At 42.3% G+C, this 26,131-nt stretch carries 20 protein-coding genes; 4 read left to right on the forward strand and 16 right to left on the reverse strand.

The window, feature by feature from the left end:
• Positions 1-66: 66 nt before the first annotated feature.
• Entirely contained in the window at positions 67-1,269 is a 1,203-nt protein-coding gene (locus tag ACLI08_RS02170; protein ID WP_411426812.1) for an aminopeptidase C, read from the forward strand.
• A gap of 65 nt (positions 1,270-1,334) precedes the next feature.
• Positions 1,335-1,901, forward strand: a complete 567-nt coding sequence (locus tag ACLI08_RS02175) for a hypothetical protein (protein WP_411426813.1) — start codon at positions 1,335-1,337, stop codon at positions 1,899-1,901.
• Here the strand turns inward: ACLI08_RS02175 and ACLI08_RS02180 are convergent.
• Positions 1,898-2,368 (reverse strand): hypothetical protein, encoded by a 471-nt coding sequence (locus ACLI08_RS02180; RefSeq protein ID WP_411426814.1) that lies wholly within the window; start codon positions 2,366-2,368, stop codon positions 1,898-1,900. The genes ACLI08_RS02175 and ACLI08_RS02180 overlap by 4 nt on opposite strands.
• A gap of 162 nt (positions 2,369-2,530) precedes the next feature.
• Between ACLI08_RS02180 and ACLI08_RS02185 the strand changes: the two genes are divergently transcribed.
• Positions 2,531-4,114 (forward strand): FMN-binding glutamate synthase family protein, encoded by a 1,584-nt coding sequence (locus ACLI08_RS02185; protein WP_411426815.1) that lies wholly within the window; start codon positions 2,531-2,533, stop codon positions 4,112-4,114.
• On the opposite strand, the gene ACLI08_RS02190 is transcribed toward ACLI08_RS02185, so the two are convergent.
• The 13 genes from ACLI08_RS02190 to pdxA all read right to left on the reverse strand — a co-directional run bounded on the left by ACLI08_RS02190 (position 4,111) and on the right by pdxA (position 14,690).
• Positions 4,111-4,524, reverse strand: coding sequence for a hypothetical protein (locus tag ACLI08_RS02190; RefSeq protein WP_411426816.1), 414 nt, complete (start codon positions 4,522-4,524; stop codon positions 4,111-4,113). The two genes, ACLI08_RS02185 and ACLI08_RS02190, sit on opposite strands and share 4 nt — an antisense overlap.
• 123 nt (positions 4,525-4,647) lie before the next feature.
• On the reverse strand, positions 4,648-5,019 hold the full coding sequence (locus ACLI08_RS02195) for a hypothetical protein (protein ID WP_411426817.1): 372 nt from the start codon (positions 5,017-5,019) through the stop codon (positions 4,648-4,650).
• A 17-nt stretch (positions 5,020-5,036) separates the two neighbouring features.
• Positions 5,037-5,768 (reverse strand): hypothetical protein, encoded by a 732-nt coding sequence (locus ACLI08_RS02200; RefSeq protein WP_411426818.1) that lies wholly within the window; start codon positions 5,766-5,768, stop codon positions 5,037-5,039.
• A 113-nt stretch (positions 5,769-5,881) separates the two neighbouring features.
• Positions 5,882-6,640, reverse strand: coding sequence for a LytR/AlgR family response regulator transcription factor (locus ACLI08_RS02205; RefSeq protein WP_411426819.1), 759 nt, complete (start codon positions 6,638-6,640; stop codon positions 5,882-5,884).
• The gene (locus ACLI08_RS02210; RefSeq protein ID WP_411426820.1) at positions 6,637-7,299 is read right to left on the reverse strand and encodes a sensor histidine kinase; all 663 of its coding nucleotides are present in this window, start codon (positions 7,297-7,299) and stop codon (positions 6,637-6,639) included. The genes ACLI08_RS02205 and ACLI08_RS02210 overlap by 4 nt, the downstream gene beginning before the upstream one ends.
• 497 nt (positions 7,300-7,796) lie before the next feature.
• On the reverse strand, positions 7,797-8,294 hold the full coding sequence (locus ACLI08_RS02215; protein WP_411426821.1) for a hypothetical protein: 498 nt from the start codon (positions 8,292-8,294) through the stop codon (positions 7,797-7,799).
• Positions 8,295-8,329: 35 nt separating this feature from the next.
• The gene (locus tag ACLI08_RS02220; RefSeq protein WP_411426822.1) at positions 8,330-9,562 is read right to left on the reverse strand and encodes a serine hydrolase domain-containing protein; all 1,233 of its coding nucleotides are present in this window, start codon (positions 9,560-9,562) and stop codon (positions 8,330-8,332) included.
• 68 nt (positions 9,563-9,630) lie between these two features.
• Complete coding sequence (gene accC / locus ACLI08_RS02225; protein WP_411426823.1) at positions 9,631-10,980, reverse strand: acetyl-CoA carboxylase biotin carboxylase subunit; 1,350 nt, start codon at positions 10,978-10,980, stop codon at positions 9,631-9,633.
• An 88-nt stretch (positions 10,981-11,068) separates the two neighbouring features.
• Positions 11,069-11,560, reverse strand: coding sequence for an acetyl-CoA carboxylase biotin carboxyl carrier protein (gene accB, locus ACLI08_RS02230; protein ID WP_411426824.1), 492 nt, complete (start codon positions 11,558-11,560; stop codon positions 11,069-11,071).
• Positions 11,561-11,588: 28 nt separating this feature from the next.
• A complete protein-coding gene (locus ACLI08_RS02235) occupies positions 11,589-12,587 on the reverse strand; it encodes a beta-ketoacyl-ACP synthase III (RefSeq protein ID WP_411426825.1) in 999 nt (332 codons plus the stop codon).
• A 173-nt stretch (positions 12,588-12,760) separates the two neighbouring features.
• Complete coding sequence (gene rpmF, locus ACLI08_RS02240) at positions 12,761-12,955, reverse strand: 50S ribosomal protein L32 (protein WP_411426826.1); 195 nt, start codon at positions 12,953-12,955, stop codon at positions 12,761-12,763.
• A gap of 9 nt (positions 12,956-12,964) precedes the next feature.
• Positions 12,965-13,510 carry a YceD family protein gene (locus tag ACLI08_RS02245; protein ID WP_411426827.1) on the reverse strand — a complete coding sequence of 182 codons (546 nt, stop codon included), beginning with the start codon at positions 13,508-13,510 and terminating at the stop codon, positions 12,965-12,967.
• Positions 13,511-13,631: 121 nt separating this feature from the next.
• Positions 13,632-14,690, reverse strand: a complete 1,059-nt coding sequence (gene pdxA, locus ACLI08_RS02250) for a 4-hydroxythreonine-4-phosphate dehydrogenase PdxA (RefSeq protein WP_411426828.1) — start codon at positions 14,688-14,690, stop codon at positions 13,632-13,634.
• Between the two features lie 51 nt (positions 14,691-14,741).
• Here pdxA and ACLI08_RS02255 point away from each other — a divergent pair, with 51 nt between their 5' ends.
• The gene (locus ACLI08_RS02255; protein WP_411426829.1) at positions 14,742-15,332 is read left to right on the forward strand and encodes a riboflavin synthase; all 591 of its coding nucleotides are present in this window, start codon (positions 14,742-14,744) and stop codon (positions 15,330-15,332) included.
• A gap of 11 nt (positions 15,333-15,343) precedes the next feature.
• Here ACLI08_RS02255 and ACLI08_RS02260 read toward each other — a convergent pair whose 3' ends face one another.
• Positions 15,344-16,528, reverse strand: a complete 1,185-nt coding sequence (locus tag ACLI08_RS02260; protein ID WP_411426830.1) for a cytochrome-c peroxidase — start codon at positions 16,526-16,528, stop codon at positions 15,344-15,346.
• Positions 16,529-16,696: 168 nt separating this feature from the next.
• Positions 16,697-25,918, reverse strand: coding sequence for a choice-of-anchor L domain-containing protein (locus tag ACLI08_RS02265; protein ID WP_411426831.1), 9,222 nt, complete (start codon positions 25,916-25,918; stop codon positions 16,697-16,699).
• Positions 25,919-26,131 lie beyond the last annotated feature (213 nt).

The raw sequence follows: 26,131 nt of genomic DNA on the forward strand, positions 1-26,131 counted from the left end.
GCAAATTGGCGTTTTATAAAAAAACGTTAACTTAGCACAGAAATAACATAACATTAATAAAAAACTATGAAAAAGTTTTTCGTTAAGCCACTACTAGCGGCACTGCTTATAGCCGGCGGCTTACAAAATGCAGCGGCACAGGATTACCTGATTAATTCGGTAAAAGGAAACCAAAGCGCAAACAGTAAAGAATCGTTTACGTTTAAAGATGTAATAAACATTGAAAGGACTCCTGTAAAAAACCAGGGATCAAGCGGCACTTGCTGGAGCTACTCTGCTAACTCGTTCCTTGAGAGTGAAATGATTCGTATGGGTAAAGAGCCTGTAGAAATATCACAGATTTTTACAGCGCGTAATGCCTATGTAGAAAAAGGAATTAACTACGTGCGCATGCACGGTGCCATAACCCTGGGCGATGGCGGTTCGCTACACGACGTTATAAACATGTACCGCAAGTACGGTGCAGTTCCTCAAAGTGTGTATACCGGGCTTAATTATGGTACCAGCAAAAATAAATTTGCCGAAATGGCTGCTATAAACGAGGCGTTCCTGGCAGCAGTGGTAAAAAACCCTAACGGAGAGCTAACGCCAAACTGGATTAAAGCATATACTGCCGTTATAGATTCTTATCTGGGACAGGTACCTGAAAGCTTTGAATTTAAAGGCAAAAAATACACACCTCAAACTTTTGCTAAAGAAGTGGTGGGCATTAATCCTGATGATTATGTAGAGCTATCATCATTTACCAATAAGCCTTACTACCAAAAAATGGTACTCATGGTACCAGACAACTGGGACCTGGATCTTGTGTACAATGTAAAGGTAGATGAACTTACAGACATTATAGACAACGCACTTGCTAAAGGCTACAGCGTAGGCTGGGCAGGAGACATTAGCGACAAAGGCTTTAGCTGGAAAAACGGTGTGGCGTATGTACCGGCAAAACCATTTGCCGATATGACTGATGAGGAAAAGGCTAATATGTTTAAAGGTCCGCAACCGGAAATGAATATTACCGCAGAAATCCGCCAGAAGGCATTTGACAACTATGATACTACAGACGATCATGGTATGCACATTGTCGGCCTTACTAAAGACCAAAACGGTAAAGAGTACTACATTATAAAAAACTCATGGGGTGCTACCAATGACTACAAGGGTTACATTTATATGACCAAGAACTTTGTGAAACTAAAAAGCACAGCGATTTTACTACATAAAGGCGGCCTTCCCAAGGAGCTTGCCAAGAAAATCAATGTTAAGCAATAGTACTAAAACCTGCCATATGGCAGGTTTTTTTATACATTTGCACCAACAAAAAACCAATCATTATAATGAATCGATTTATACTGGCACTTGCCTTATGTTTCTGTACACTAAAAGGAATTGCACAAACCAGCAACACAACCGTTGAAAAATCAATATGGAATGTACAAACCGGCCTGCTGGGAGTATATGTAAACAACGAATACCGCCTGAGCAACGCATTTGCCCTGCGTACCGAAGTTGGTTTAGACGCGGGCTTTGCAGCTAAAACCAATGATACTAAATGGGGCATGATACCCACCATTAATATTGAGCCCCGCTATTATTACAACTTGGCCAAACGCGCTGAGAAAGGCCGAAATACTTCGGGTAACGCCGCTAATTTTTTTACCGTACTTTTTAAATATAATGCAGACTGGTTTGTAATTTCTAACGAGGACAATGTAATTACCGAAAACATGATTGCCGTTATACCAAAATGGGGTATCCGCCGAAACATAGGTAAAAGTAAATTTAACTATGAAGCAGGAATAGGCATAGGTTACTATAACTATTTCGGCTCAGACCGAAAGTATTCCACTAATCCGGAAGGTGTGGCGGTAGACCTTCACTTACGCATAGGATACCGATTTTAAATTTCGGCAACAGTACCGCCCATAAAAGACGCTTGTTCTTGTTGCTGCACGTTTTTAGCATTAAAAGAATTAATTACCTTAGATGCCTCGCTTACATAGCGCTTGGCCTCCTTAATGCTGTGGGATTTTACAGAAATGTTTTTAGAAGGTTTTTTATGGAAGTTAATGTGCACATACTGCTTACGTTCGGCAGTAGCAAATAGAACAACCATACCCATTATACCTGCAATAAGAAAGGTATATTTTTCACCGGGGTTTTGTTGATTTACAAAAAAAGAAACTACGATTAACACAGAAGGCAATAAGGCCAGTAAAACTCCTTTTCTGCTTATAATACGTTTAAAGGATACTGCTGCTATGTCAGCAACTTTTACGCTGGTTTCCCCCCTGTAGGATGACAGCTGGATGTGGTTTGCAAACACCCTGCCGCAACTGTTGGTAAACAGTGGAGTTGAGGTTGATTTCATTTTACGTTATTTTAAAGGGCATAACAAATTTAAATTATTTTTATTATTTTATGAAATTTACCGCATAAAATATTCTTAACGCATCAAATTATCTGCCAGCAGTAATTTCAGGGAACTTTTATTTTAAATTTGTAAGACACTACAAAAAACAAATCGCAATTTATGAGAAAAATTTTCCTGCTTTTCTGCGTTACTTCTCTTTCTATAATAGCACTGTTAACGTTTATAAATACAAAGTCGGCGTTGCTGTTACTTATCTTTGGCCCGCTTATACTTATGGGATTTTATGATATGTACCAGTCTAAAAAAACCATACGGAGGAATTTCCCTTTACTGGGCAGGCTCCGTTATGTGCTGGAATCTATAGGCCCGGAAATGCGCCAGTACTTTATAGAAACTGACCTTGACGGTAAACCTTTTAACAGGCTTCAGCGCAGCCTGGTGTACCAGCGCAGTAAAAAAGAAACCGACACTACACCCTTTGGAACGCAACTCGACGTGTACAGCGAGGGATACGAATGGATAAACCACAGTATAAGGGCATTGCCTTTTAATAAAATAAACCACGAACCCCGTGTACGTATAGGTTCATCGCAATGCAGCAAACCGTATGACGCCAGCCTGTTTAATATTAGCGCCATGAGCTACGGATCTTTAAGTAAAAATGCTATCCTTGCACTAAACTCCGGCGCTAAAATGGGTAACTTTTACCATAATACCGGCGAAGGAGGGATATCTCCTTACCACCTGGAACCGGGGGGCGATATTGTATGGAATATAGGTACCGGGTATTTTAGCTGTCGTGATGCCGATGGGAATTTCAACTACGACGAATATGCCAAACGCGCCCAGCTGGACAGCATTAAAATGATTGAAATAAAGTTTAGCCAAGGCGCTAAACCAGGGCACGGCGGTATGCTGCTTAAAGAAAAGGTAACCGACGAAATTGCCGCGATACGTATAGTAGCCAAAGGGAAAGATGTAATGTCGCCCCCTACACACTCTGCCTTTAGCACACCTTTAGAACTTATGGAGTTTGTAAAGCTGCTAAGAAAAGGATCTGGCGGCAAGCCCATAGGCATGAAAATATGCATTGGCAACAAATCAGAATTCATTGCCATTTGTAAGGCTATGGTAGAAACTAAAACCTACCTTGATTTTATTACCGTAGATGGTGGTGAAGGAGGCACCGGCGCAGCACCACAAGAGTACAGCGACCACGTAGGTATGCCGCTACGAGACGCACTTGCCTTTGTGTATGACTGCCTTGTGGGCTTCGACCTTAAAAAGGAAATAAAAATAATATGCAGCGGCAAAATAATCACAGGGTTTGATATTATTAAAGCCCTTTCTATAGGAGCCGATGTATGTAACTCGGCCCGCGGAATGATGTTTGCCCTTGGCTGTATACAAGCGCTGGAATGCCACACAAACACCTGCCCTACCGGCGTAGCCACACAGGACCCTGACCTGGTAAAGGGACTTGTACCTGCAGAGAAAAGCGTACGCGTAGCAAGGTTTCAGCACGAAACGGTAAAATCTGCCGTGGAATTAATGGCATCTGCAGGGCTTGCCCATCCGGATGATGTAGGCCGAGATGTGGTAAGTATGCGCATAGACCGTACTACCATAAAAACCTACGCACAAACATACCCTGAACCGGTACCGGGCTGCATGCTGGAAGGACATAGCGTGCCTACAGATATGTTTTACTTTTGGAAAAAAGCGTCGGCTTCTCAGTTTTAAACCGGCTTGCGGAGGAAACGGTTTTTTACCTTATGCACAAAATTACGTGCCTCGGTATAATTACCGCGCCAAACGTACCATTCTATAAGCGTGCCGTTTTTAAGATAAAGACGTAGCTTATATTCTTTACGGGCTTTATATACCGCCATAGCCATCATTATGCAGCCTATAGCAGCAATGCAAACTTTAAGTGCACCTTCTGTAGGCTGAAGAAAAAATGGCATTACAAACAGCGGCAACGGTACAAGCAGGAATAACAAACTTTGGGTAGAAATAGACATTGCAAGTTGCACATCTTTAATGTCGTCCGCTTTCACTTCCGTTTCGCGGACTGCCGAGGCAAAAATAACTTTGTCCTGAAAAAGCTTTCCGCAAGTGTTACTAAACAGGGGTAATTCTGAGTCATTCATAATAATTGGGGGGTTAAATAGCTCAGATATATACGAGAAAAAAAATAACATGGTTTTAACAAAAAGGCCGCGAAAAAAATTTTCGCGGCCTTTTTAAAATTAACTAACTATTTATTTAAATAACTACCCTCTGCGTTGTTTTATAGCCTCCCTCATCTTCTTTCTGTTCTCTGTCTTTTTTTCAAGAAAAAGCTGATATTGCTTATCTGTAAGGATCTCTTTCATGGCTGCGTCGCGTTTAGCATCAGCCTCTTTTAAGACTCCCATTTTTTTCCTGCGCCCTGCCGGAGCGTCTTTTACTTCCTTCGCCGTTTTTAAAAATTCAAGGTTAATGTTATAAGCCTTGTTGTACTGTGCCTCGTTTAAAATAAGCTGTGATTTAAGGCTATCAGTAATTTTGGTAGCGGCCTGCGTGGTTTTGTCCTGCGCATTGCTGGCGCACGAAAAAAATAGTACTACAAAAAATACCGTTAGTGATTTAAAAAGCTGTGTCATATATCAATACCGTTTTATTATAGGTTAATAGTATAAGTAGTTCCGTTTATAACAAGTGTCGCTGTATTATCTCCGTTAAAATTAATGGTACCGTTGTAACTAAAAGACGCGCCCTGGCTCCCGGTACCCGTTACAGAAACCACAGCCGTACCACCCGTAATTTTTGAAGTAGTTTTATTAACAACTATATTTTGCAGTGTTAAAGCAATAACACTATTAAAGCTCCTGCGCTGCCTTACCCTGCTTTCCTGATGTCCGTTTCTGTTATAGGTACCATTTATAACCGCAGTAGCGTTTTGCGCGCCCAAATTAGAAATACTTAACGATGCAGCAGAAGTGTCGTTACTTTGCATGGTAGGGGTAGTATACGTACCGGATATATTAGACGTGTATAAAAGCGTGGTTGGTATGCCGTCAGTACACTGTAACGTATAGGTACGCGTACCTGTATAATTATAGTTATAATGAGCTCCTGTATAAACCGGGTTGTATGTAAAACTGTATTGCTGTGCGCAATTAATCGCAGGAGTGCTCGTATAAATGCGCTGAGCAGAAGCGTCGGCATTTGCATCGGTTGCAAGTTTTGCAAATCCGTTACTGTTCTCAACTACAGTAGCCTCTACCATATCTGCGGCATCGGCCTGTGTGGCGGCATTGTTATCGTCATCTTTGTTGCAGGAAACTAAGGCACTGCCAAGTATAACTAACGGCAGCATTACTTTTAAGCAGAAACCCTTTGCTTTTTTCATAACGTTTATATTTTATGGTTATTGAATCAAAACTAAGCAACAAGATTTTATCTTACAGAAAAAGCAACGTAAGCGGTACATATACTACCCTGAGCCGTACCATTGTATGCCTTCTACTGTTTTAACCATGCTAAAAATTGCTGTACTCTGGCTTTACTCACTATAATTTCGGTATGGGCGGCATCTGATATGTGCACCAGTAAACGCCTTGAAAAATAGTGTTCCACACTACCTATAAACTTTTTGTTAACTATTACCTGACGGTTTGCCTGAAAAAAAACTTCCGGATCTGCCATTTGTTCCATTTCCTCAAGGGTATGTGTGGCGTGATAGCGCGAAGAAAGCGTATGCAGTGTAAGTATGCCGTTTTCTGACTGTATATAAACAACCTCACTTAGTTTCAACGGTATTATACGTTCCCTATGATGGATAAGTAAAGTAGTTTTATGGGTTTTATTTATAGACTCCATAGCCGTTTCAAGCCGTTGCGGATATCTTTCGTTAGGATGAAATAGCAATTTCATGTCTAAAAATTTTTGCAGGGCAAGTTGTAGCTTTTGTTGGTCTACAGGCTTTAGCAGATAATCAATGCCATTCACCTCAAAGGCATTTATGGCGTACTGATTGTATGCGGTGCAGAATATTACCGGCACCTTTATCCCTGAGAGTTTAATAACATCAAACCCTGTACCGTCACCCAGCTTAATGTCGCTTATAATAAGTTGGGGCACAGCATTTGTTTGCAGCCAGGCTACAGCACTTTTTACAGACCCTGCCACCCCGGCCACAGAAAAACCCTTGGTTTCCTGCACCAGGCTTGCTATGTAACGTGCTGTTTTAATTTCATCTTCTATAATAAAAACCTGAATCATAACAACGGAAGTTTTACGGTAAAATGTATTGCCGACTTTTCTATAGCCACCTCACCACCACCCAACAGCCTGTAGCGTTCAGAGATATTAAATAGCCCTATCCCTTCGCCATCCTGAATATCGTTTAGTGCAGCCAAGGTATTTTTAACCACTACATAATTGCCTTGGGTAAAAATTTCAATTTCAAGCGGGGTTTCGGCAGCGACCACATTATGTTTTATAGCATTTTCGAGTAGCAACTGTAAAGACGCCGGCGGAATTTTTCTGCTAAGCACCTCAGGAGCTATATATACACTTATTTTTAAGGCGTCTTCAAAACGTTCCTTTATAATGTATATATAGGCATTTATAAAGTCGATTTCTTTGCAGAGAGTAACCATATAGCCTTCAGGTGGGGTTAACAAGTACCTGTAAATGTTAGACAACTGCATACTGTATCGCTGCACGGCTTCGTCATGTGTAAGGCTTACAAGCGTACTAAGCGAGTTAAATAAAAAATGCGGACTCAGCTGTTGCTGAAGTGCATGTAGCCTGGCTTCAAGATTTTCGTGTTTCAGGCGCTGGTTTTCTATTACCGTTCGTTGGTTTTCGGCACTGAGAAACATATTATAGGCAATAAAGTACAAAAACGCATTTACAATACTTCCCCTAAAAAGCATTATGCCAATTACTGTTTTACGCCTCGGAAACATTTTAAATAATAGCGAACTCTCTGCCCCGGAAAAGTTTCGGAGTGCATATAAAAATAAGTAAGATGCCAAAAAACCAAACAGAAAACTGAGTAAAAACTTTACCCAATGTGTGCTGCGTAACCACTTGTTTTCTGCTGAAATCAAAAAAATATTAAACAGCCAGCAGGCATAAGCATATAGAAAAACCGACAGCAAGTTTGTTAACAGGGTTCCTGCGCCTACAGTTTCGCTACGATGTTGAAACATTTGCGGTAAAAACCCCAGCAATGCTATAAACGCAGACACAATGGCCCCGGTAAGGGGCTTATATTTTTTTAAAGTATACAGCATCCTGTAAAAATAACAATAATGCTTTTTCAGCTCCTTAAATCTTTAATGAGCGAGACATTTTATTTGCTGAACAGGCCTTGGTTTAAATCATCGTATAAATAGCAAACCCTGCACAGGGCAGGGCTTACAAAGTCTTATTCGTAGTACGGTATAATTCTTTTTCGGTCTATAGGGCGGTTTGCAATAAATACCTTAAACTGTTTTTCGTTTAAAACCGATTTCAGTTTTGCATCGCGCTCCTCTTCAAGGCCACGCTGTCTTTTATTGCGCTCGGCCTTGTCGGCATTTTTATTATTTTCAAAAGTCTTCTTCAGGAAATCAAGGTTAACAATATATACCTTCATGTTTTGGGCATCATTAAGTATAAGATGCTCTTTCATTTGGTTAGATATAGCCCTGGCAGCCTGTTGCGCATCCGGACCTTTTTTTTCTGCAGCAATAGAAACGGCAGGCTTGGTTGCTATCGGCTGTTCTACAGGTACAACTTCTACGGCAACAGTATCTACCGCTACCGCTTCGCCATCTTGGGCGAAAGCCATTGCTGTTGTAAAAACTACGGCAGCAGCACTAAAAAATATTTTTTTAAAGGTACTTTTTTTCATAAAATCAATGTGGTAAGTTACTGTGGGCATAGATACAATTTTTTTTGCTTGCAGTAAAATCTGTATTACAATTTATCGGAATATTTTATCAGCAAATCATACATGTTGTAAAAGCACTTCATGCCGGGCTTGCTGTTAATGCCTGTATTTACCACCATGTAAGCACCCTTGCCCGTTTTAGGATTAAAGTAGAGCAAACTCGCTACGCCGGGGTCGCCACCAGTATGCCCTATAAATCCTGCCGGTGTATGCGCTATAAACAACCCGGAATTATATTCATCGGAATAAGGATTTTTGGTGCGCCTCGGCTCAATAAAATTATCCGCCGTAAGGTACTGTTTAAAATACTCTTTATAGCTCTCCGGTTTTAACAGCACACCCGTACCCTTATAGCCTTTTATCAATTCTCTTAAATACAACCCCATTTCTCGCGCATTACTCGCAAGACCCCCATCGGGATAGGTAATAAGACGGTAGGGTTTAATTGCTGTTACAGAATCAGCAAAAAGCGTAGATATACTATTACTGACCTCTTTACTTATATTAAAACGAGTATGAGTCATCCCCAAGGGTTTAAGTATATATTTCTCTACAAAAACATGATACTGCATTCCTGTAGCCTGCTCTATGACATACGCTGCTATGGCAGCACCAAAATTAGAATACGCGTATTTACTTCCTGGTTTATAATTACCCCAGGCATCTTTCGTATAATACTTACCCCCAGGAAAAAGTGCATCACCTAAAAATACGGGCAAGTACTCTATTTTATCAGGGCTATTCATCACTTCATCTCCATCGTAAGCGCTCCCCCCATTATCGTACAGAACATAATTGTGCCTTAGATAGGCATCGGTATCTTGTATACCTGAAGTATGTGTAGCAATATTCCGAATAGATATTACAGCATCAGGAAAACGAGGGTTACGCAATAAAAAAGGCAAATAGCGTGTAGCATCTTCATCTAGTTTTAGCTTACCCAACTCCTGAGCTTTAAGCAAAGCAAGACCAATAAATGTTTTAGAAACAGAGCCGATGGTTTGTACCGTTTGCGGCGTGTAAGCATTCTTCGCCTGCACATCCTGAAACCCAAAACCTTTTGTAAACAATGTTCCGCTACTATCAGCTATAGCAACACCCACCCCATTAAAGTACCCTTGTTTTTGCAATGCATATAACTGGTTTGTAAGACTGTCTTTCGTATGGATACGCGCTACCACATCCCTAGGCTCATTTTGCTTGTTTTTCTGACAAGAGCAGAATAAAACGCATGCCGCTAATAACGATAGTAATTTCATAAATTGGTTTTTTGCAGTAACCAATATAATAAAAAAAGCTCCGCAATACTGCGGAGCTTTCAGGTATATTATTCAGCCAGTGGCTTCATTTTAAATGTTTCCATGAACTTAGTGGTGTAATCCCCTGATATATATGCAGGATCATCCATAAGCTGACGGTGGAACGGAATGGTAGTTTTAATACCTTCTATGATAAACTCATCAAGCGCACGCTTCATTTTGTTTATAGCTTCCTCCCTGGTTTGTGCCGTGGTAATAAGCTTAGCAATCATAGAGTCGTAATTTGGCGGAATAGTGTAACCGCTGTATACGTGGGTATCTAGCCTTACACCGTGGCCACCCGGCATGTGCAGGGTAGTGATTTTGCCCGGAGACGGACGGAAATCGTTATACGGATCTTCGGCGTTAATACGGCACTCTATAGAGTGTAGCTGTGGCAGGTAGTTTTTACCTGAAATAGGCACACCGGCAGCCACCATTATTTGCTCACGGATAAGGTCGTAGTCTATTACCTGTTCAGTAATAGGGTGCTCTACCTGTATACGTGTGTTCATTTCCATAAAGTAGAAGTTGCGGTGCTTGTCTACCAGGAACTCTACCGTACCGGCACCTTCGTAGCTGATAAATTCTGCAGCCTTAATAGCGGCTGCACCCATTTGCTCACGGAGCTCATCGGTCATAAACGGCGACGGAGTTTCCTCAGTCAGTTTCTGGTGACGGCGCTGTACAGAGCAATCCCTTTCACTAAGGTGACATGCTTTACCAAATGAATCACCTACCACCTGGATTTCTATGTGGCGTGGTTCTTCAATCAGTTTTTCCATGTACATACCATCGTTACCGAAGGCTGCACCGGCTTCTTGCTTGGCGCTGTCCCATGCTTTACGAAGATCTTCTTCCTTCCACACAGCACGCATACCCTTACCACCACCACCGGCAGTAGCTTTAAGCATTACAGGATAACCTACTTCTTTAGCAAGTTTTTCGGCAACTTCATAAGACTCAATGATACCTTCAGATCCGGGTACACATGGTACACCGGCGGCTTTCATTGTAGCTTTTGCAGTAGCCTTATCACCCATTTTGTCAATCATCTCTGGAGAAGCACCGATAAACTTAATACCGTGCTCTTTACAGATTTTAGAAAAACGTGCGTTTTCCGAAAGGAAACCGTAACCCGGGTGTATAGCATCGGCATTGGTAATTTCCGCTGCCGCAATTATGTTTGATATTTTAAGGTACGAAAGGTTACTTGGCGGCGGGCCTATACATACGGCTTCGTCGGCAAACTTTACGTGTAGGCTTTCCGCATCGGCAGTAGAATAAACCGCCACGGTTTTAATGCCCATTTCCTTACAGGTCCTGATAACACGCAGTGCAATCTCTCCCCTGTTAGCAATTAATATTTTTTTAAACATCTTATTTGTTACTTTAAATGATGAATTATAAATTTTAAATGGTTTGAACGATGTAATTCATCATTCAAAATTCAAAATTTAAAATAAATTAAGATGGATCTACCAGGAATAGTGGTTGGTCAAACTCTACCGGAGAGGCATCGTCTACCAGTACCTTAACTATTTTACCTGATACTTCAGATTCTATTTCGTTAAATAACTTCATAGCCTCAATAACACACACTACGTCTCCTTTGCTTATAGTGCTGCCCACTTCTACAAATGAAGGCTTGTCCGGAGATGGTTTTCTGTACAGTGTACCGATTATTGGCGACTTAATAGTTATGTATTTTGCATTTTCATCTGCAGCAGGAGCAGCGGCAGGAGCCGGCGCAGCAGCAACAGGCGCAGCGGCAGGAGCGGCAACAGGGGCAGCAGCCTGAGCTACAGGGATATGCTGAACAAAAGCAGTGGCTTCAGAAGCAGCACCTTCGGCAGTAGTTTTAATGGTGATTTTAAAATCATCCATCTCCAGTTTCACTTCTGTGGCCCCGGATTTTGCCACAAACTTAATTAGGTTTTGAATTTCTCTGATATCCATAAGTTCCGTTTATTATATTGTAGTTTGTTTAGTTCTTAGTATATGCCCACTTAAGGTAAATAGAACCCCATGTAAAGCCTCCGCCAAAAGCAGCAAAGATAATATTATCTCCTTTTTTAAACAGGTGTTCAAAATCGGCTAGTACAAGTGGTAGCGTAGCACTGGTAGTATTACCGTATTTTTCTATGTTAACCAGCACTTTAGAGTCGTCTACACCCATACGGCTTGCAGTAGCATCTATAATACGGCGGTTTGCCTGGTGTGCTACAAGGTAAGCCACATCATCCTGGGTAAGGCTATTTTTTTCCATAATGCGCGCGCTAACGTCGGCCATATTACTTACAGCATATTTAAATACCGTTTTACCATCCTGGTATACAAAGTGTTTACCCTGGTCTACCGTTTCATGGCTTGCAGGCAGTAGTGAACCACCGGCCTCTATACGAAGGAATTCGCGGCCTACACCGTCGCTCCTTAGTATTTCATCCTGCAGCCCAAGCCCTTCGTGGTTTGGCTCAAATAATACTGCACCGGCACCATCGCCAAATATAATACAGGTAGCACGATCTGTATAGTCTATGATAGACGACATTTTATCGGCACCTATAAGCAACACTTTCTTGTAACGGCCTGTTTCAATCAGCGCGGCAGATGCACTCATACCGTACAGAAAGCTGGAACAGGCAGCTTGTAAATCATACCCAAAGGCATTAACCGCACCTATATTAGTAGCCACGTACACTGCAGTAGCAGCAACAGGCTGATCCGGAGTAGCAGTAGCCACTATAACAGCGTCAATATCTTCAGGATTAACACCCGACTTTTCAATAAGATTTTGAGCAGCTTTGATTGCCAAATAGGAAGTACCTTTATCAGCATCTTTAAGAATACGCCTTTCTTTAATACCGGTACGCGAAGTAATCCACTCGTCATTGGTATCTACCATAGATTCCAAAACTTCGTTTGTAAGCCTGAAATCAGGCACATAAGACCCCACAGCGGTAATAGCGGCTGTAATTTTACTCATAATTTAAGGTAAATAGATACACACTTTAAAAAGCAAAAACCGCTTTAAAAAGTGGTGGAAATTACAAAATTTTTCACAAACGGGCGTCAAAAAAAGCCGGATTAGAAAAAAAACGACCCCTTTAACAAAAAAAACTCCCACAAAGTGAGAGTTTTACCCTATACTTTCAGCAATTAAGCTTCCGCTACCTGCTTATCGATAACTACCTGGCCTCTGTAGTACATTTTGCCTTCATGCCAGTAAGCCCTGTGATAAAGGTGAGCTTCACCTGTTACAGGACATGTAGCCACCTGAGGAGCCACCGCTTTATAGTGCGTCCTTCTCTTATCTCTTCTGGTTTTCGAGGTTTTTCTCTTAGGATGTGCCATTTTACTATATTATTTTTTATCCGTTAATAGTTTTTTTAAACTGTCCCATCTTGGGTCAGTACTTTTTTCTTCTTTTTCTTCTTCTTGTTGCTCTTTCGGAGCAAGCTCATCCAGCTTGTCTAATATCCCGGCACCTACGGTACCGTCTTTCACTCCGGGATGCACCCTTTTTCCTGGCACAGACAACACAATCATCTCATAAACATACTGGCTTATATCTATCTGATATTCACCATGCGGAAGTATAAGAATCTCGTCGTTATCATTATTGAATTCTTCACCAAACTTCACAATCAACTTTAGCTTACCTTTAATAGGCAGGTCAAAGTCTTCATTCGTTATATCACAAGGCACGTTTACAAAGCCCTTATGTTTAAACGAAAGCTCCATCATGGTGCTTTTCTTCTCCAGAATAAGATCTACTTTAACTTTTACGTCGTTATACTCGTCAAAGCCAAAGCCATCAAAGAACGTTTTATCAATATCAAACTCAAACTGGTGCTTTCCCTGCTTTAACCCCACAAACGGAATTAAAAACTCCTTGTTCACTTTCATTTCAGCCAGTTTTTACTGCTACACCTGTTTCACTTGTATGTAAACACAGCGCAACATATTAGTAATAACAGTTTTGAGCGTGCAAAGATATAAAATTATTGCAAATCCAAAACCGTATCGATTATTTTTTTTCTTCTTGTTTTTCCCTCACTTTCAAAGGATTCTTGCTAATCTCCTTATATTCCTCCCTGTGATGAAAAACATCCAGCGCTAAATACACGGCTTCTTTAAACGAATTTGCGTCGGCTACACCCTGCCCCGCCACATCGTAAGCTGTACCATGGTCTGGCGAGGTACGTATGCCAGACAAACCGGCAGTGTAGTTAACCCCGTTACCAAACGAAAGGGTTTTAAACGGGATAAGACCCTGGTCATGGTACGCTGCTATTACAGCATCGTACTTCTCGTAGCTTCCGTTGCCAAAAAAACTATCAGCACTAAACGGCCCAAAAACCAACACACCTGCTTCAAACAACTTTTTAAGCGCAGGCTTAATAACATCCTCGTCTTCCCTGCCTATAACACCGTTATCGCCACTATGCGGATTAAACCCAAGTACAGCGATTTTCGGCTTGTTAATCCTGAAATCCTGCTTAAGAGATTTATTAATGGTATGGATCTTTTTTAAGATAAGCTCTTCATTTAAGTGTTGTGCCACTTCGCTTACCGGAACATGGTCTGTAAGCAAGCCTACGCGTAAGCCATCGTTAACCATAAGCATTAGCGCATCACCATCAAGCTCCTGATCCAGGTAATCGGTATGGCCCGGAAACTTAAACTCATCGCTCTGAATGTTGTACTTATTTATAGGAGCAGTAACTAATACATCTATCTGCTTTTGCTTTAATGCATCTACCGCCGCTACAAACGACTTAACAGCATATCCGCCCACAACATCATCGTTTTTACCAAACTCTATATTTACACCCTCTTTCCATACGTTAAGCACGTTGATTTTACCCGGTACTAACTGATCCAGCTTATCAATCCCGTGCACATTGCAATTAAGGTTAAGCGCTTTTTTTATAAACGAAACAATTTTTACATTGGCAAAAATAACCGGAGTGCAAAATTCGGTCATCCGGGTATCTTCAAAAGTCTTAAGCACCACCTCTGGCCCTACCCCGTTAAGGTCGCCTATAGATATGCCTACAATTACATTTTCTGCCTTTTTTGCCATGGTTGTAAATATGCTTAATTTTGGTGCTACAAATTTAGAAAATAAATCGCCATGTTTACAGGAATAATTGAAACCGCTGCAACTATAAAACGCATAGAGCGCGAAAACGAAAATATACACTTTACATTTTCGAGCAGCATTACCCACGAATTAAAGATAGACCAAAGCCTGGCACACGACGGTGTTTGCCTTACCGTGGTGGCTATAGATGCCGATACCTATACCGTAACCGCCATTAAGGAAACACTGGAGAAAACCAATCTGCGTGAATGGACCGAAGGTACTGAGGTAAACCTGGAACGTGCCATGAAGCTGGGCGACCGCCTGGACGGACACATAGTGCAGGGACACGTAGACCAAACCGGCGTTTGCACACAAGTGGAAGAAGCTGGTGGAAGCTGGTACTTTACCTTTGAATATGACCCTGCAGCAAATAACATTACCATAGAAAAAGGATCGATTACCGTTAACGGTACCAGCCTAACCGTGGTTAATTCTAAAGAAAACGCGTTTAGCGTAGCTATTATCCCATACACTTATGAGCATACCAACTTTAAACACTTTAAAGTGGGAACAACGGTAAACCTGGAGTTTGATGTAGTAGGCAAATACGTAGCGAGGCTGCACGCATTAAGAAAATAACATTTTACAGATTACAGGTGCTGATTGATAAATGGATCTAACCAACGAGGATCAGACTGAAGGCTTGTATCATTTAACGTATACAAGAAAGCAATCAGCGCCTGTATATCATTTTCCGAAAGATTTAACTTTCTGGGTAAACCATCTACACCCTTTAGCAAGGGCGATAGATTTGGATGGGGCTGCACTCCGTTGTTATAAAACTCTATTACCTGTCTCAGCGTACGAAAACGGCCGTCGTGCATGTAAGGTGCCGAATGTACTATGTTACGTAATGTCGGGATTTTAAACGCTCCTTTAAGACTCTCATTGCCATAGAAGCTGTATGCTCCCAGGTCATTAACAGATAAGGCATCCAGCCCGTTATTACCCATACCCATGGGAGGCGCCACAAATCCTTCTGTTGTATGACAGGCGTAGCAACTAACACCGCCATCGGCATACGATTTCAGGAACAATTCTTTACCCCTGTTTTCTTGTACAGAAAAATTAGGAAAAGGATCTACCATCCGCGAAACCTGAGCCCTTCCTTCATCATATTTGCTTTTAAAACTAACAATGCTCCTTATAAACTGCGACAACGCCGAAGCAATGCGTTCTGAACTTACCGTACCGGAACCAAATGCTTTTACAAATAAATCTGCATAATAATCCTGCTCTCTTACGCGCTGTAAAACCAAATCTGCCGTCATGTCCATTTCAGTATGATCAAGCATCGGCATAAGTACCTGCGCTTCCAGAGACGATGCCCTTTCGTCATAAAAAAAACGCCCTCTTTTATAAAAACGAGAATTAATGAGCGATATGGAATTCCTTTTGGTTTTGCCCCCATACAAACCTGAACTAAACGGACTGGAATCGGCAAAGGCCGCCTCTGGCCTATGGCAACTGGCACACGCCGTAGAACGGTTTAAACTAAGGTTGCGGTCATAAAACAACACCCTGCCAAGGGTAGCACCGTCATCGGTTATCGGATTGTCCTGAGGTGTATTATCTATACCGGTAACGGCACTGGGCAACAGACCTCCGTCATTGGTATTAAAATATGCAGGCAGTTGTATGTTACTGTAATTATACGGCTGTTCGGGTAAATTAAGTACTGAGGTATCCTGGCCGTCATCAAAAGACGTATAACCGGGATCAGTACCACAAGACATTAAAAATAAAACAGGGATAAGGGATAGTATTGATTTCATATAATATTGGTATGCCAATATGTTTCTATATGAAACAATAAGTTACACCACCCAACACGATTTAACAACGAATTAACGTATTTACTAGATTAAATCGAAATTTACAACAGTAATAAAATAAAAATGCCACGCTTTCGCGTGGCATTTTTTATACATATTGTTTAACGATTATCGCTTAAGAGCAAAGTGACCCCTGAACTCACGTTTAACATTGTTTTCAGTAAATTCTACTGTAAACCAGTAGTCGTCTGACGGCAGTGGGTGACCGTTGTAGGTACCATCCCATCCTTGTCCTTCATCTGCACGGCTCATTGGGCTTAATTGCTTAATAAGCTTACCGTAACGGTCGTAGATCATTATCCTTGCATCGGCATAGTTAGCATTAGCCATACCTACAATGTTCCAGTAGTCGTTATAACCATCACCGTTAGGAGTGAAGAATTTAGGGAAATCCACAAGACTTACACCGTTGATAGGGAAAGTAGCACAAGGGAAATCTGTTTTAACGTCGCGCACATAGATGGTATAGTAACCCAGTGGAATGTTTTCAAACACGTTAGAATTTTGCCAAGGGCCTACAGCAGGCTCACCTTCCGGAGCTATAGCATACTGGTACTCTCCGTACCCCTCTACAAGTACTGTTAGTGTTTGCTCTGCACTAAATGCATTACTTACAACGTAACCAGCACCAGAAACAGGAGTTGCAGGACCCGATAGGAACACCTCAAATGCATCTGACGGGAGCGAAACGCAACCTTCAGGACTGGTAACTACCACACTGTAAAGACCCGCATCTGTAGCTGTGTAGTACTCTGACGTAGCACCAGGAATAGCCACACCGCCTACATACCATTGGTATGAATGACCTGCGTTTACAACACCACTCCATAGTTCAACACCATCGGTAGCACCACTTCTAAAGTCTTTACAAACAGTATCACCAGTACCGCTTGTAACGATAGGCTCAGGTAGAACGTTCACTACATAGCCGAAGCTCGTTACATCAAAACATTTGGCGTTTGTAGCAGAGTTTACCACACGAACCCACACAGTACCGTTAGGACCTGCATTGTAAGCCGCAGGTGTAGCAATGAACTCAGGAGCAGTAGTATCTCCGGCAACAGCCGCAGCCATACTTGTATAGTACTCCAGAATAAACTGAGTTGGGTTTTGAGAACCAAGCACCTCAGGAGCTACACGCGTAAGGTCTATATCTGTAACACCATCATTAACTGCATCATAATCACATGTAGGCAGCGGGTTTGTTGTTACTGCATTAGCAACAGCCGATTGCTCTGCATATAACCAAAGTGTACCTTTAATTGTACAACCCGTAGCGTTATTTCTAACCACTACCCAAATATCATCTGCATACTGGGTTTGGTTCGTGTAGATATGAGGTAATGCCGTACCGGCTGTTTCAGCAGCCTGATCTGCGTAGAACCTAATATAGTAATCTGTAGGGTTAACACCGTTAGCTGTAAGCTGATCGTTGATATGTCCTATCAGGTTGAACTGCTCGTAGCCTGTACTCATAGGATTACAGATAGCATAGAACCTAATGTTACCGGCAGCATCAAAAATCGGAGGCAGCGGGTTAACATGCAGGTTAAGCGTTACATGTTGTTCACAAGCAGGCGCGCCCGGTTGTGTATTTGTTCGTGTAAGGCTTACAATTACGGTATCATCCCATGGCACCACATTAGCGTAAGCAGTTGGTGTAGCTATTGGCGTACCGGCAGCAAGGTCAGCCGCGCTGGCGTAGTATTGTACCGTACTCAGAGAATCTCCTGCCAATACATCTGCCGCAGCTAGTGTAAGGTTGAAGTTCTCTATACCATCGCCCCTGTTGTTGTCATCACAAAGCACAAGTGGCTGAGGATTTGGATTTGGCACAGGAAGCGGGGTAACCATGATTAACATACTTTCTTTGCTCACACAACCAAGTGGCGTGGTAACGCGAACGTATATGTTTTGCGGATTCGCCGTGTTAGTGTACTGCGTAGGATCAGCAATTGCATTTGTATCTGCATCCCTGTCTGCAGCGGTTTCGTAGTATTTAACTACGTTGCTTTCACCAATACCAAATGGTGTAAGGATTTCATCTTCCCTAACCGTAAGGTCGAACGGCGCTTTTCCATCATTTGCTGTTGTATCATCACAAATAATCAGGTTAGCCGGGTGCGCAAGCTTTTGTGGCTCATGTATTATTAGCTTAAAGCTCGTTACAATGAAACACTCTGTACCAGGATACTCTACCCTTACCCATATTACGTCGTTATTGTGCCCTGAATATGTTGCAGGAGAGACGATACGTGGTGAACCGGCCTGAGCATTAGCTTCAGAGGTAAAGTATTGTATGGTAACCGAACCTGCCGGAAGACCTAGCTGTGTATTTATTGACGCATCCTGAGCGGTAAGATCAAACACAACTGTATCGTCCTGACCATTCAGATCCGTATCATCACACTTCGTAATATCAGTCAACAGAACAGACTGAGGTGCCGGGTTAACCAGTAGTGTAATTACTACAGGAGTACCTTTACAGCCTGTTATAGTATTTGTAGGTACTGCGTATACAGTATCAACAAGTGGGTTTACATTTTGGTAAGCAGCTGTATTAACAATTGGGTTGATTTCAAACTGCGCACTAATTAATGTAGGATAGAATGTAACAGTAATATTCGGCGAACCGTTAATCATGGTTGTTGCCATTTGATCAAGATCAAACACGCCGTAACCATCATCGTTTGTGCTACATACAGTACGTTGTATTGGCGTTAGCGGTGCTAGTACCGGTAGTGGCTCTACTCTTATATCTAAAAGTACTACCCTGTAACAACCTGTAACGTCATTAGTAACCCTTACAAAGATAGACTGTACACCAGGAGTGTTTTGGAACGCTGTAGGGTTACCTATTGCATTAGTACCAGCCTCTGCATCTGCAAGTGTAGTATGGAACGTAGTATTAAGACCAAGTACACCTGTTGTAATTTCACCAATTTTAGACGTTAAATCAAACAACTCAATTTCATCACCCGGGTTGTTTACGTCGCACAAAGAAAGTGGCGACGGCTGGACAACAACCGGCTTAGGATTAACATTAAGTTGTAACGGAACTACATCATAACAACCGGTTGCGTTAATCGTAACTTTAATATACACTGTGCCTGTTACTGTATTGTAAGTAGCCGGCGTAGCAATTACAGGGCCACCGTTTTGCAGGTCAGCCATTGACTGATAGAAGCTAACCGTGTGCGTAGCAGGGTTAAGCGAACCAAGTACCTGAGGTATATATGTTGTTAAATCAAATACTCCAATACCATCTGTATCGCTTGCACCATTATCGCACACGTTGTACGGCGTTAACGGATCTACGGCGATTGGCCTCGGGTTAACTATTAATCTAACCGGAACTACGGTACCGCAACTTGTGTCATTTGGTATAGCCGTAGAATATAACCTTATAAACAACTGCTGTTGGTTTGCGTTAAGGTTATAATAATTAGTTATGTTAGTTATACGGTTAACATCGAAATCAGCACCAGCCTGAGTTTCATAAACATAAGCTGCAACATCTGCCTGTCCACCAATAGCCTCTGCTATAGCGGCAGTTAAGTCGAAGTACCCATGTAGGCCTGCATCATCAACCGAACATGTTTCTACAGGATTAGGAATAATAGGCGTAGGCCTTGCAATTACCCTTATTTGGAACTGCTCTTCATCTGTACAGTCTGGAGTGGTGCTCGTATGATCCCACAGGTAAACCTGATATGTACCTGTAGTAAACACATAGTTTACCGGATATTCTACCTGACCGCTTACATTAGGACCACCAGGAAGCTGGAAGTACCTTGCCGTAGAAGGGTTTGCCTGAGGCACCACATATTGCTCACAAGACACAACATCTGCAGGGCGAGGAATGTCTATTTTATTAACAGTAACCGAGAACGGATACTCTGTGCTACAAATTTGATTTGTACCTACCTGAGCGTATGCATACACGTTCTGTGTATCAGTAAGCGTAAGGTTAGTTATTAAACCGCGACCTCCTGTTTGGCTATAGTAAGCAAACGGTGCAGGAAGTGCAGGAAGTGTATAAGTGAAACACTGTGTAACGTTCGCAGGCGCGGTGCTCAGTACCGGAGTTGTATTTACCTTAACCGTAATTATAGACTGGTCATTACATACAAGCCTTCCGTTAAGAACCCTGTACAGATATAGTTTTATAGTACCAGTACTAGCGTTGTATAAGCTGTGTGCTGTACTCATAACAAGATCTGTAACAATTTGCTGACCCGGAGTATCAGGCCCGCCAGGAAGTGAATAATAATGCTGTATATAAGTATCATTAGGGTTTGTACCACCAATGTTAAGGTTTGGCAGCGTGTAGCTGTCACATGTTTCTATATTAACCGAAAGAAGGTTATTAAGTGTAGGATCTGAATTTCCGCTAGACACATAAGTTTCACCCCAAGCAGTAGGAAGTGCATTTGCATCATTAGCAAGCTGCACCATAAGTGCATCTACCGAAGCAGAGTATATTGATACATTGAATGTACTTTCTGTAAAACACGCAGGGTTTGCTGTGGCTGCAGAGTAGATATAGAACCTTGATCCCGAAGCGCTGGCATTAGTAAACAACTGGGTACCCGGAGCCACCTCAGACTGGCCTGCAGCCGAAGGACCGCCCGCCACGGTATAGTAGTGGTAGCCAGCCGGAATACTTGGCAATGTATATGAGTCACACACATCTACGTCTGAAAACGCTATTGTGTTAGGCGTTGTAGTAATATTGATATTAAAACTTGTCTGAGCAACACAGTTAGGAGCTGTAGCCGATTCTGCATAAACATACATATCCATAGTGCTGGTAATACGGTCACCGGCACGGTAAGCAGTACCGGTACGATCCGGACCACTGTAGTAGTTACCTACAGTTAAAGCAGGGAGTATATACTCATCACATGTTACAACGTTAGCTATAGTACCAACCTGAGGCGTGTTATAAATATTTACAGTAAAGAATGTATTGCTTGTACATGCAGCAGCAGCAGGAATATAAAAATAAATTTGCTGTGTTGCAGTAATTGGAGTACCAGCAGCTATCACTGTACCACCGCCAGAGGCTGCTGTACGGTATTGCTGACCTGCAGGAAGTGCAGGAAGTACATAGCTATCACACCTAAACACATCGGCAGGAGGGTTTGGATTTACAAAAATTTGTAATTGCGCCTGACCTGCACAATCTGGTGTTCCGCCCGAGCGTACAAAAATATACACAGGCATACTCGTAGATATTGTTTGTGTAGGGAACAGCTGTGTACCCCCACCATCGGGCTGGGTAAAGTATCCTATACTTGCAGGAGCTGGCGTTACTGTAGGATAAGCAGGCAACTGGTAGGTACCACACACTGCTATTATACCGTCGCCATCAGGGTCTATAGAAGTAATATCTATCGCCGGAGAAGGAACGGCAGTAACATCAAAGAAATTCTCCACAAAACAGCTAGGAGTGTTTGTTAGGTACGCGTACACATACACACGCTGAGTGGTAGTAAGTACAGCACCCGGCAGTAAAGCCTGGTTACCTGCTGTAGATGGACCGCCAGACATAGTGTAATACCCTACAATGGCATTGTTAATCGACTCTGTTGAAGGAAGTACATAGCCCAGGTTCTCACACACAGACTGATTAGGCATTTGTGTAAGGGTAAGCGGCGTTATCGTAATGGTAATTTGATCATAAGCCTCACAACCTGCTGTACCAGAGTATGGATACACATCGGTTGTAGTTGTTATAGGAGTGCCTGCCGGTATTATTGCACCCTGACCGTTTGGCTGAGTGTAATAAGACTGGCCTGTAGGCAACGCCGGTAAAGTATAACTGTTACACGCCGTTACATCCGGATAGTCTGTAATAGTAGGCTGAGCAGATATACTAACATCAAAGAATGTATTTGTAGTACAGTTAGTACCGTTAGTTACCGGAGCGTAATAATAGATGCGTCGGTTAGCGTTGATAACCGTACCTGCAGCGATAGGACCAACTCCATTTGGCGAAGTAAAATACCCTCCCACCGTAAGAGCAGGTAACGTATAATTACCACAAGAGTTAACGTTTGTAGGGATAACTGTGCTATCAACAATACTTACAGTAAACGAACTCTCACTGGTACAAACCGGCGTAGTATTACTTGAAGCAAAAACATAAATAGTTTGCGAAGTTGTAATTGGTGTATTAGCCGCTATCTGTGTTCCTTGTCCGTTTGTATCTGTGTAATACGCCTGCCCTGCCGGAAGTGCAGGAAGCGTGTACGAACCACAAGCAACAACGTTAGAAGGCGTAGATACAGTTGGCGGTGTTAATATGGTTACCAAGAAATCGCCAGATCCTGTACATGTTACACCACCCTGGGTAAACTCTTGCCACACATAAACGCGCTGCGATGCAGTTAAACACTGACCAACAGGTATAGGTGTTCCATTACCGGCAGCTGTAGGGCCCCCAGGATTGTTATAGTAACGGCCAAAAGGTATTGCCGGAAGGCAATATTGCGTACAGCGTGTAACATCTGGTATTACTACATTGCTGTTAATAACAGTAACTGTAAATTGTTTTTGATTATAACAACCAGACGAAGTAGATGCTGTAGTAGCATATAACGTAGTAGTCTCTGTTAAGGTATGAGTTGTATTAGACGCATAGAATGTACCACTCATGTTAGGCTGAGTATAATAGCCTATGATAGTATTATCTACGGGCAGCGTGTAACTATTACAAGCAACAACGTTAGGATAGTTACCTATTGCAGGTCGCTCTGTAATAGTAACTGAGAAGCTACGGTCTTGAGCGCAATTTGAAATTGGATCAACGTAATAAAGGTAAACCGTTTGTGTTTGCGTAACGGTGTAAATAATAGGCCCCTGTCCACCGGGACTAGAATAATAATTACCCACGGCAGGAGCACCTACCCGGTATGGACCACATGAAACGATATCAGAAGGAGCATTAATCGCTCTTGTTACATACACCGTAAAACTAGTCTCCGAGTAACAACTACCATCTGGATTTGGCCTGTATATATAAATAGTACGAACGGATGTATTGCTTATTGGCGTACCCGGCAGAAGCACTGAGCCCGTACCACCAGAAGCGGTACGATAACTATTGCCTGGAGATAGCGGTGGTAAAACATAACTTAAACCTTCACAAAGTGCCTGGTTAGGCAGTGTATCTGCTTTGTATATAGTAACAACAAAGTTAGTATTTGCCGTACATGAAGCCGCTGTAGGAATAAAATAATAAATAGTTTGCGTTGCGGTAATTGGAGTACCCGGCGCGATTTCGGGCCCGGCACCATTAGGGCCGGTCATATACTTATGCCCGCTTGGAAGCGCAGGTAATATATACTGGTCACAAACAGCAACGTTTGACGGAGGTGTTACAGCTGTTAGTACCGTTACAGTAAACTGGCTTTGGTTAAAACAACCGTCGGCGTTAGCATTATATATGTATATAGTTTGCGAAGTTGTTATACGAGCATTGGCAGCAATTTGTGTGCCGGTGCCGGTAGCACCACCGGCAGCAGTCCAAAACGTTCCATCTGTAATCGTAGGCAAATCGTAAAAACCACACACCTGAATATCTGAAAGTGTAGACACAGGTGGTATAGGGCTAATACGTATTGTAAACGAAGTTACAGCATAACAGCTGGTATTAAAGCTACTTGAAACCCTGGCGTATATAGTACGCGTAGCAGCGCCGAATGCGTTACCATCAAAAGAGAAACTGTTAGGTGTAGTAATTTCGTTTAAAGCTGAATCAGCATCCGCCTGAGAAGTATAGTAGGAAACCGAGTAGTTAGACGGACTTTGACTACCTAAAATAGTAGCTGTATTTGCGGTTAAGTTAAATACCGAAAAATTAGATCCAACCGAAGTCTCACAAGAAACAAGCCCCGGAGCCACAGAAGCTGTAGGCGCTGCCACAGGAACAAGATCAAATGGAGCAACAGTATAACAACTACCCTGAGTACTTTTTACTCTTGCGTAAACAGTAATCGTAGTGTTGTTAGAAGTGGTATACGTAGTGTTTAGCGGGTTAGCACCGGCTTGGGCATCTGCAGCAGAACCATGATACGTAACATTAGTGTTAGTACTCTGGCTAAGCAGCACACTGTTATTAGCATTTAAGTTGTAGGTAAAAACCCCTGAAGAGTTAGGACACGAATAAATATTAGCAGGAGTACCCACCGCAGGTGGGGTAGCAAACTGAACTTCTATCTGCTGAGAGGTAGAACAAGACGTTGCAGGATCTGTAACCGTTACCACATAGGTAGCTGACTGGTTCACCGTTAAACTAGAAGACGTACCAAGTACTGCGCTGTTTGTAGTTGTTGTCCACGCATAGTTGTACGCATTAGACAACCCCGTGTTAATGGTATAACTTTCTCCCTGGCACAATGCGTTATTGTTAGCTGTAGTAAGGCTATTCATAAGCACAGTTTGCCCAAGGTTAACACCTCCGGCAGGGAAAAACACAGCCGAGTTATAACGACCGTCTGTACCATCTTGCAGTGTTGCGTTTGCATCACCATCATCGGCTACAACTATCTTTATATGATAAGTGTTACCCACTACAAGTCCTGAGTAATTTGCAGTAAGCTGAACGCTTTGCCCCTCAAAATTTGTAGCGGCAGTCATAGCAGCACCACCACCATTAAACACACCAAAGTACTGGTCGTTTACACTGGCACAAGCACTGTTATATGAATTGCTCCTTAACGTTGCGACAGAAACAGGGCTTCCGTTTGGCAACTTAGCAATGTTAACATAAGCAGAAGAAGGACCTCCAACAGGCTTAATAAGAATTGCCATACCATCTCTGGAAGTACACTGGTACTGACCATATTCTTCCGAAGCAAACATATACGGTATTGATATGGAAGTAGAAACCGCTGTAAAATCAAACTCAAGTACCGTAGCGTTACGGGTACGTACACCTCCACCCAAAGCAGCCTCAAGATCAGCATCACCAAGCCAAATTGAACCGGCGGCACCATCTGTAGACACGCTTGTGTTAGGCCCTGAAGCAGTAAGTGCGTTACCTGAAACCATTACCACGCCCGAAGTCATCGGGAAAGCGGTATTGGAATTTGTAAACGTACCTAAACCAGTACCCTGAGAATAAGCATAGTTTTGGGCACCTGTGGTTACCGAAACGTTAGCAGGACGCACAAGGCATCCCCTACCGTCAGTACCCAGCAACGTATTGACCAAAACGTTTGCATTTGAGTTATTATAGGTTGTATTACCTACAACAACCCCTTGTGAAAACCCTGTTAAACAGCACAACAAGGTTAACAATACGAGTAATTTTTTTTTCATAAACTTCCAACTAATACTAGCAATCCTTAATTTTTTGGAGCCCTCCTAACAATTTATTTAACAAGACGTTAAAAGGGGAAGGCAAATATAAAATAATTGTTTATCGACACTGATAATTTTGAAACAATTTTACTTCACCTCCTACATTTTTTTCTATCACTAATTATTTTATTCATTTTAACACACTTAAACCACTATTTACAAAATAATAAT

The organism is Flavobacterium sp. RNTU_13 (genome assembly GCF_046614455.1).
In the GTDB taxonomy this organism is placed as follows: domain Bacteria; phylum Bacteroidota; class Bacteroidia; order Flavobacteriales; family Flavobacteriaceae; genus Flavobacterium.

Coding starts and splice junctions, on each gene's coding strand:
- ACLI08_RS02235 (WP_411426825.1), bottom strand. CDS start 12,587: ATGAGTAAAATTACAGCCGCTATTACCGCTGTGGGGTCTTATGTGCCT.
- ACLI08_RS02255 (WP_411426829.1), top strand. CDS start 14,742: ATGTTTACAGGAATAATTGAAACCGCTGCAACTATAAAACGCATAGAG.
- ACLI08_RS02170 (WP_411426812.1), top strand. CDS start 67: ATGAAAAAGTTTTTCGTTAAGCCACTACTAGCGGCACTGCTTATAGCC.
- ACLI08_RS02200 (WP_411426818.1), bottom strand. CDS start 5,768: ATGAAAAAAGCAAAGGGTTTCTGCTTAAAAGTAATGCTGCCGTTAGTT.
- ACLI08_RS02210 (WP_411426820.1), bottom strand. CDS start 7,299: ATGCTTTTTAGGGGAAGTATTGTAAATGCGTTTTTGTACTTTATTGCC.
- ACLI08_RS02180 (WP_411426814.1), bottom strand. CDS start 2,368: ATGAAATCAACCTCAACTCCACTGTTTACCAACAGTTGCGGCAGGGTG.
- pdxA (WP_411426828.1), bottom strand. CDS start 14,690: ATGGCAAAAAAGGCAGAAAATGTAATTGTAGGCATATCTATAGGCGAC.
- ACLI08_RS02260 (WP_411426830.1), bottom strand. CDS start 16,528: ATGAAATCAATACTATCCCTTATCCCTGTTTTATTTTTAATGTCTTGT.
- accB (WP_411426824.1), bottom strand. CDS start 11,560: ATGGATATCAGAGAAATTCAAAACCTAATTAAGTTTGTGGCAAAATCC.
- ACLI08_RS02245 (WP_411426827.1), bottom strand. CDS start 13,510: ATGAAAGTGAACAAGGAGTTTTTAATTCCGTTTGTGGGGTTAAAGCAG.
- ACLI08_RS02220 (WP_411426822.1), bottom strand. CDS start 9,562: ATGAAATTACTATCGTTATTAGCGGCATGCGTTTTATTCTGCTCTTGT.
- ACLI08_RS02205 (WP_411426819.1), bottom strand. CDS start 6,640: ATGATTCAGGTTTTTATTATAGAAGATGAAATTAAAACAGCACGTTAC.
- ACLI08_RS02215 (WP_411426821.1), bottom strand. CDS start 8,294: ATGCCCACAGTAACTTACCACATTGATTTTATGAAAAAAAGTACCTTT.
- ACLI08_RS02265 (WP_411426831.1), bottom strand. CDS start 25,918: ATGAAAAAAAAATTACTCGTATTGTTAACCTTGTTGTGCTGTTTAACA.
- ACLI08_RS02195 (WP_411426817.1), bottom strand. CDS start 5,019: ATGACACAGCTTTTTAAATCACTAACGGTATTTTTTGTAGTACTATTT.
- rpmF (WP_411426826.1), bottom strand. CDS start 12,955: ATGGCACATCCTAAGAGAAAAACCTCGAAAACCAGAAGAGATAAGAGA.
- ACLI08_RS02175 (WP_411426813.1), top strand. CDS start 1,335: ATGAATCGATTTATACTGGCACTTGCCTTATGTTTCTGTACACTAAAA.
- accC (WP_411426823.1), bottom strand. CDS start 10,980: ATGTTTAAAAAAATATTAATTGCTAACAGGGGAGAGATTGCACTGCGT.
- ACLI08_RS02185 (WP_411426815.1), top strand. CDS start 2,531: ATGAGAAAAATTTTCCTGCTTTTCTGCGTTACTTCTCTTTCTATAATA.
- ACLI08_RS02190 (WP_411426816.1), bottom strand. CDS start 4,524: ATGAATGACTCAGAATTACCCCTGTTTAGTAACACTTGCGGAAAGCTT.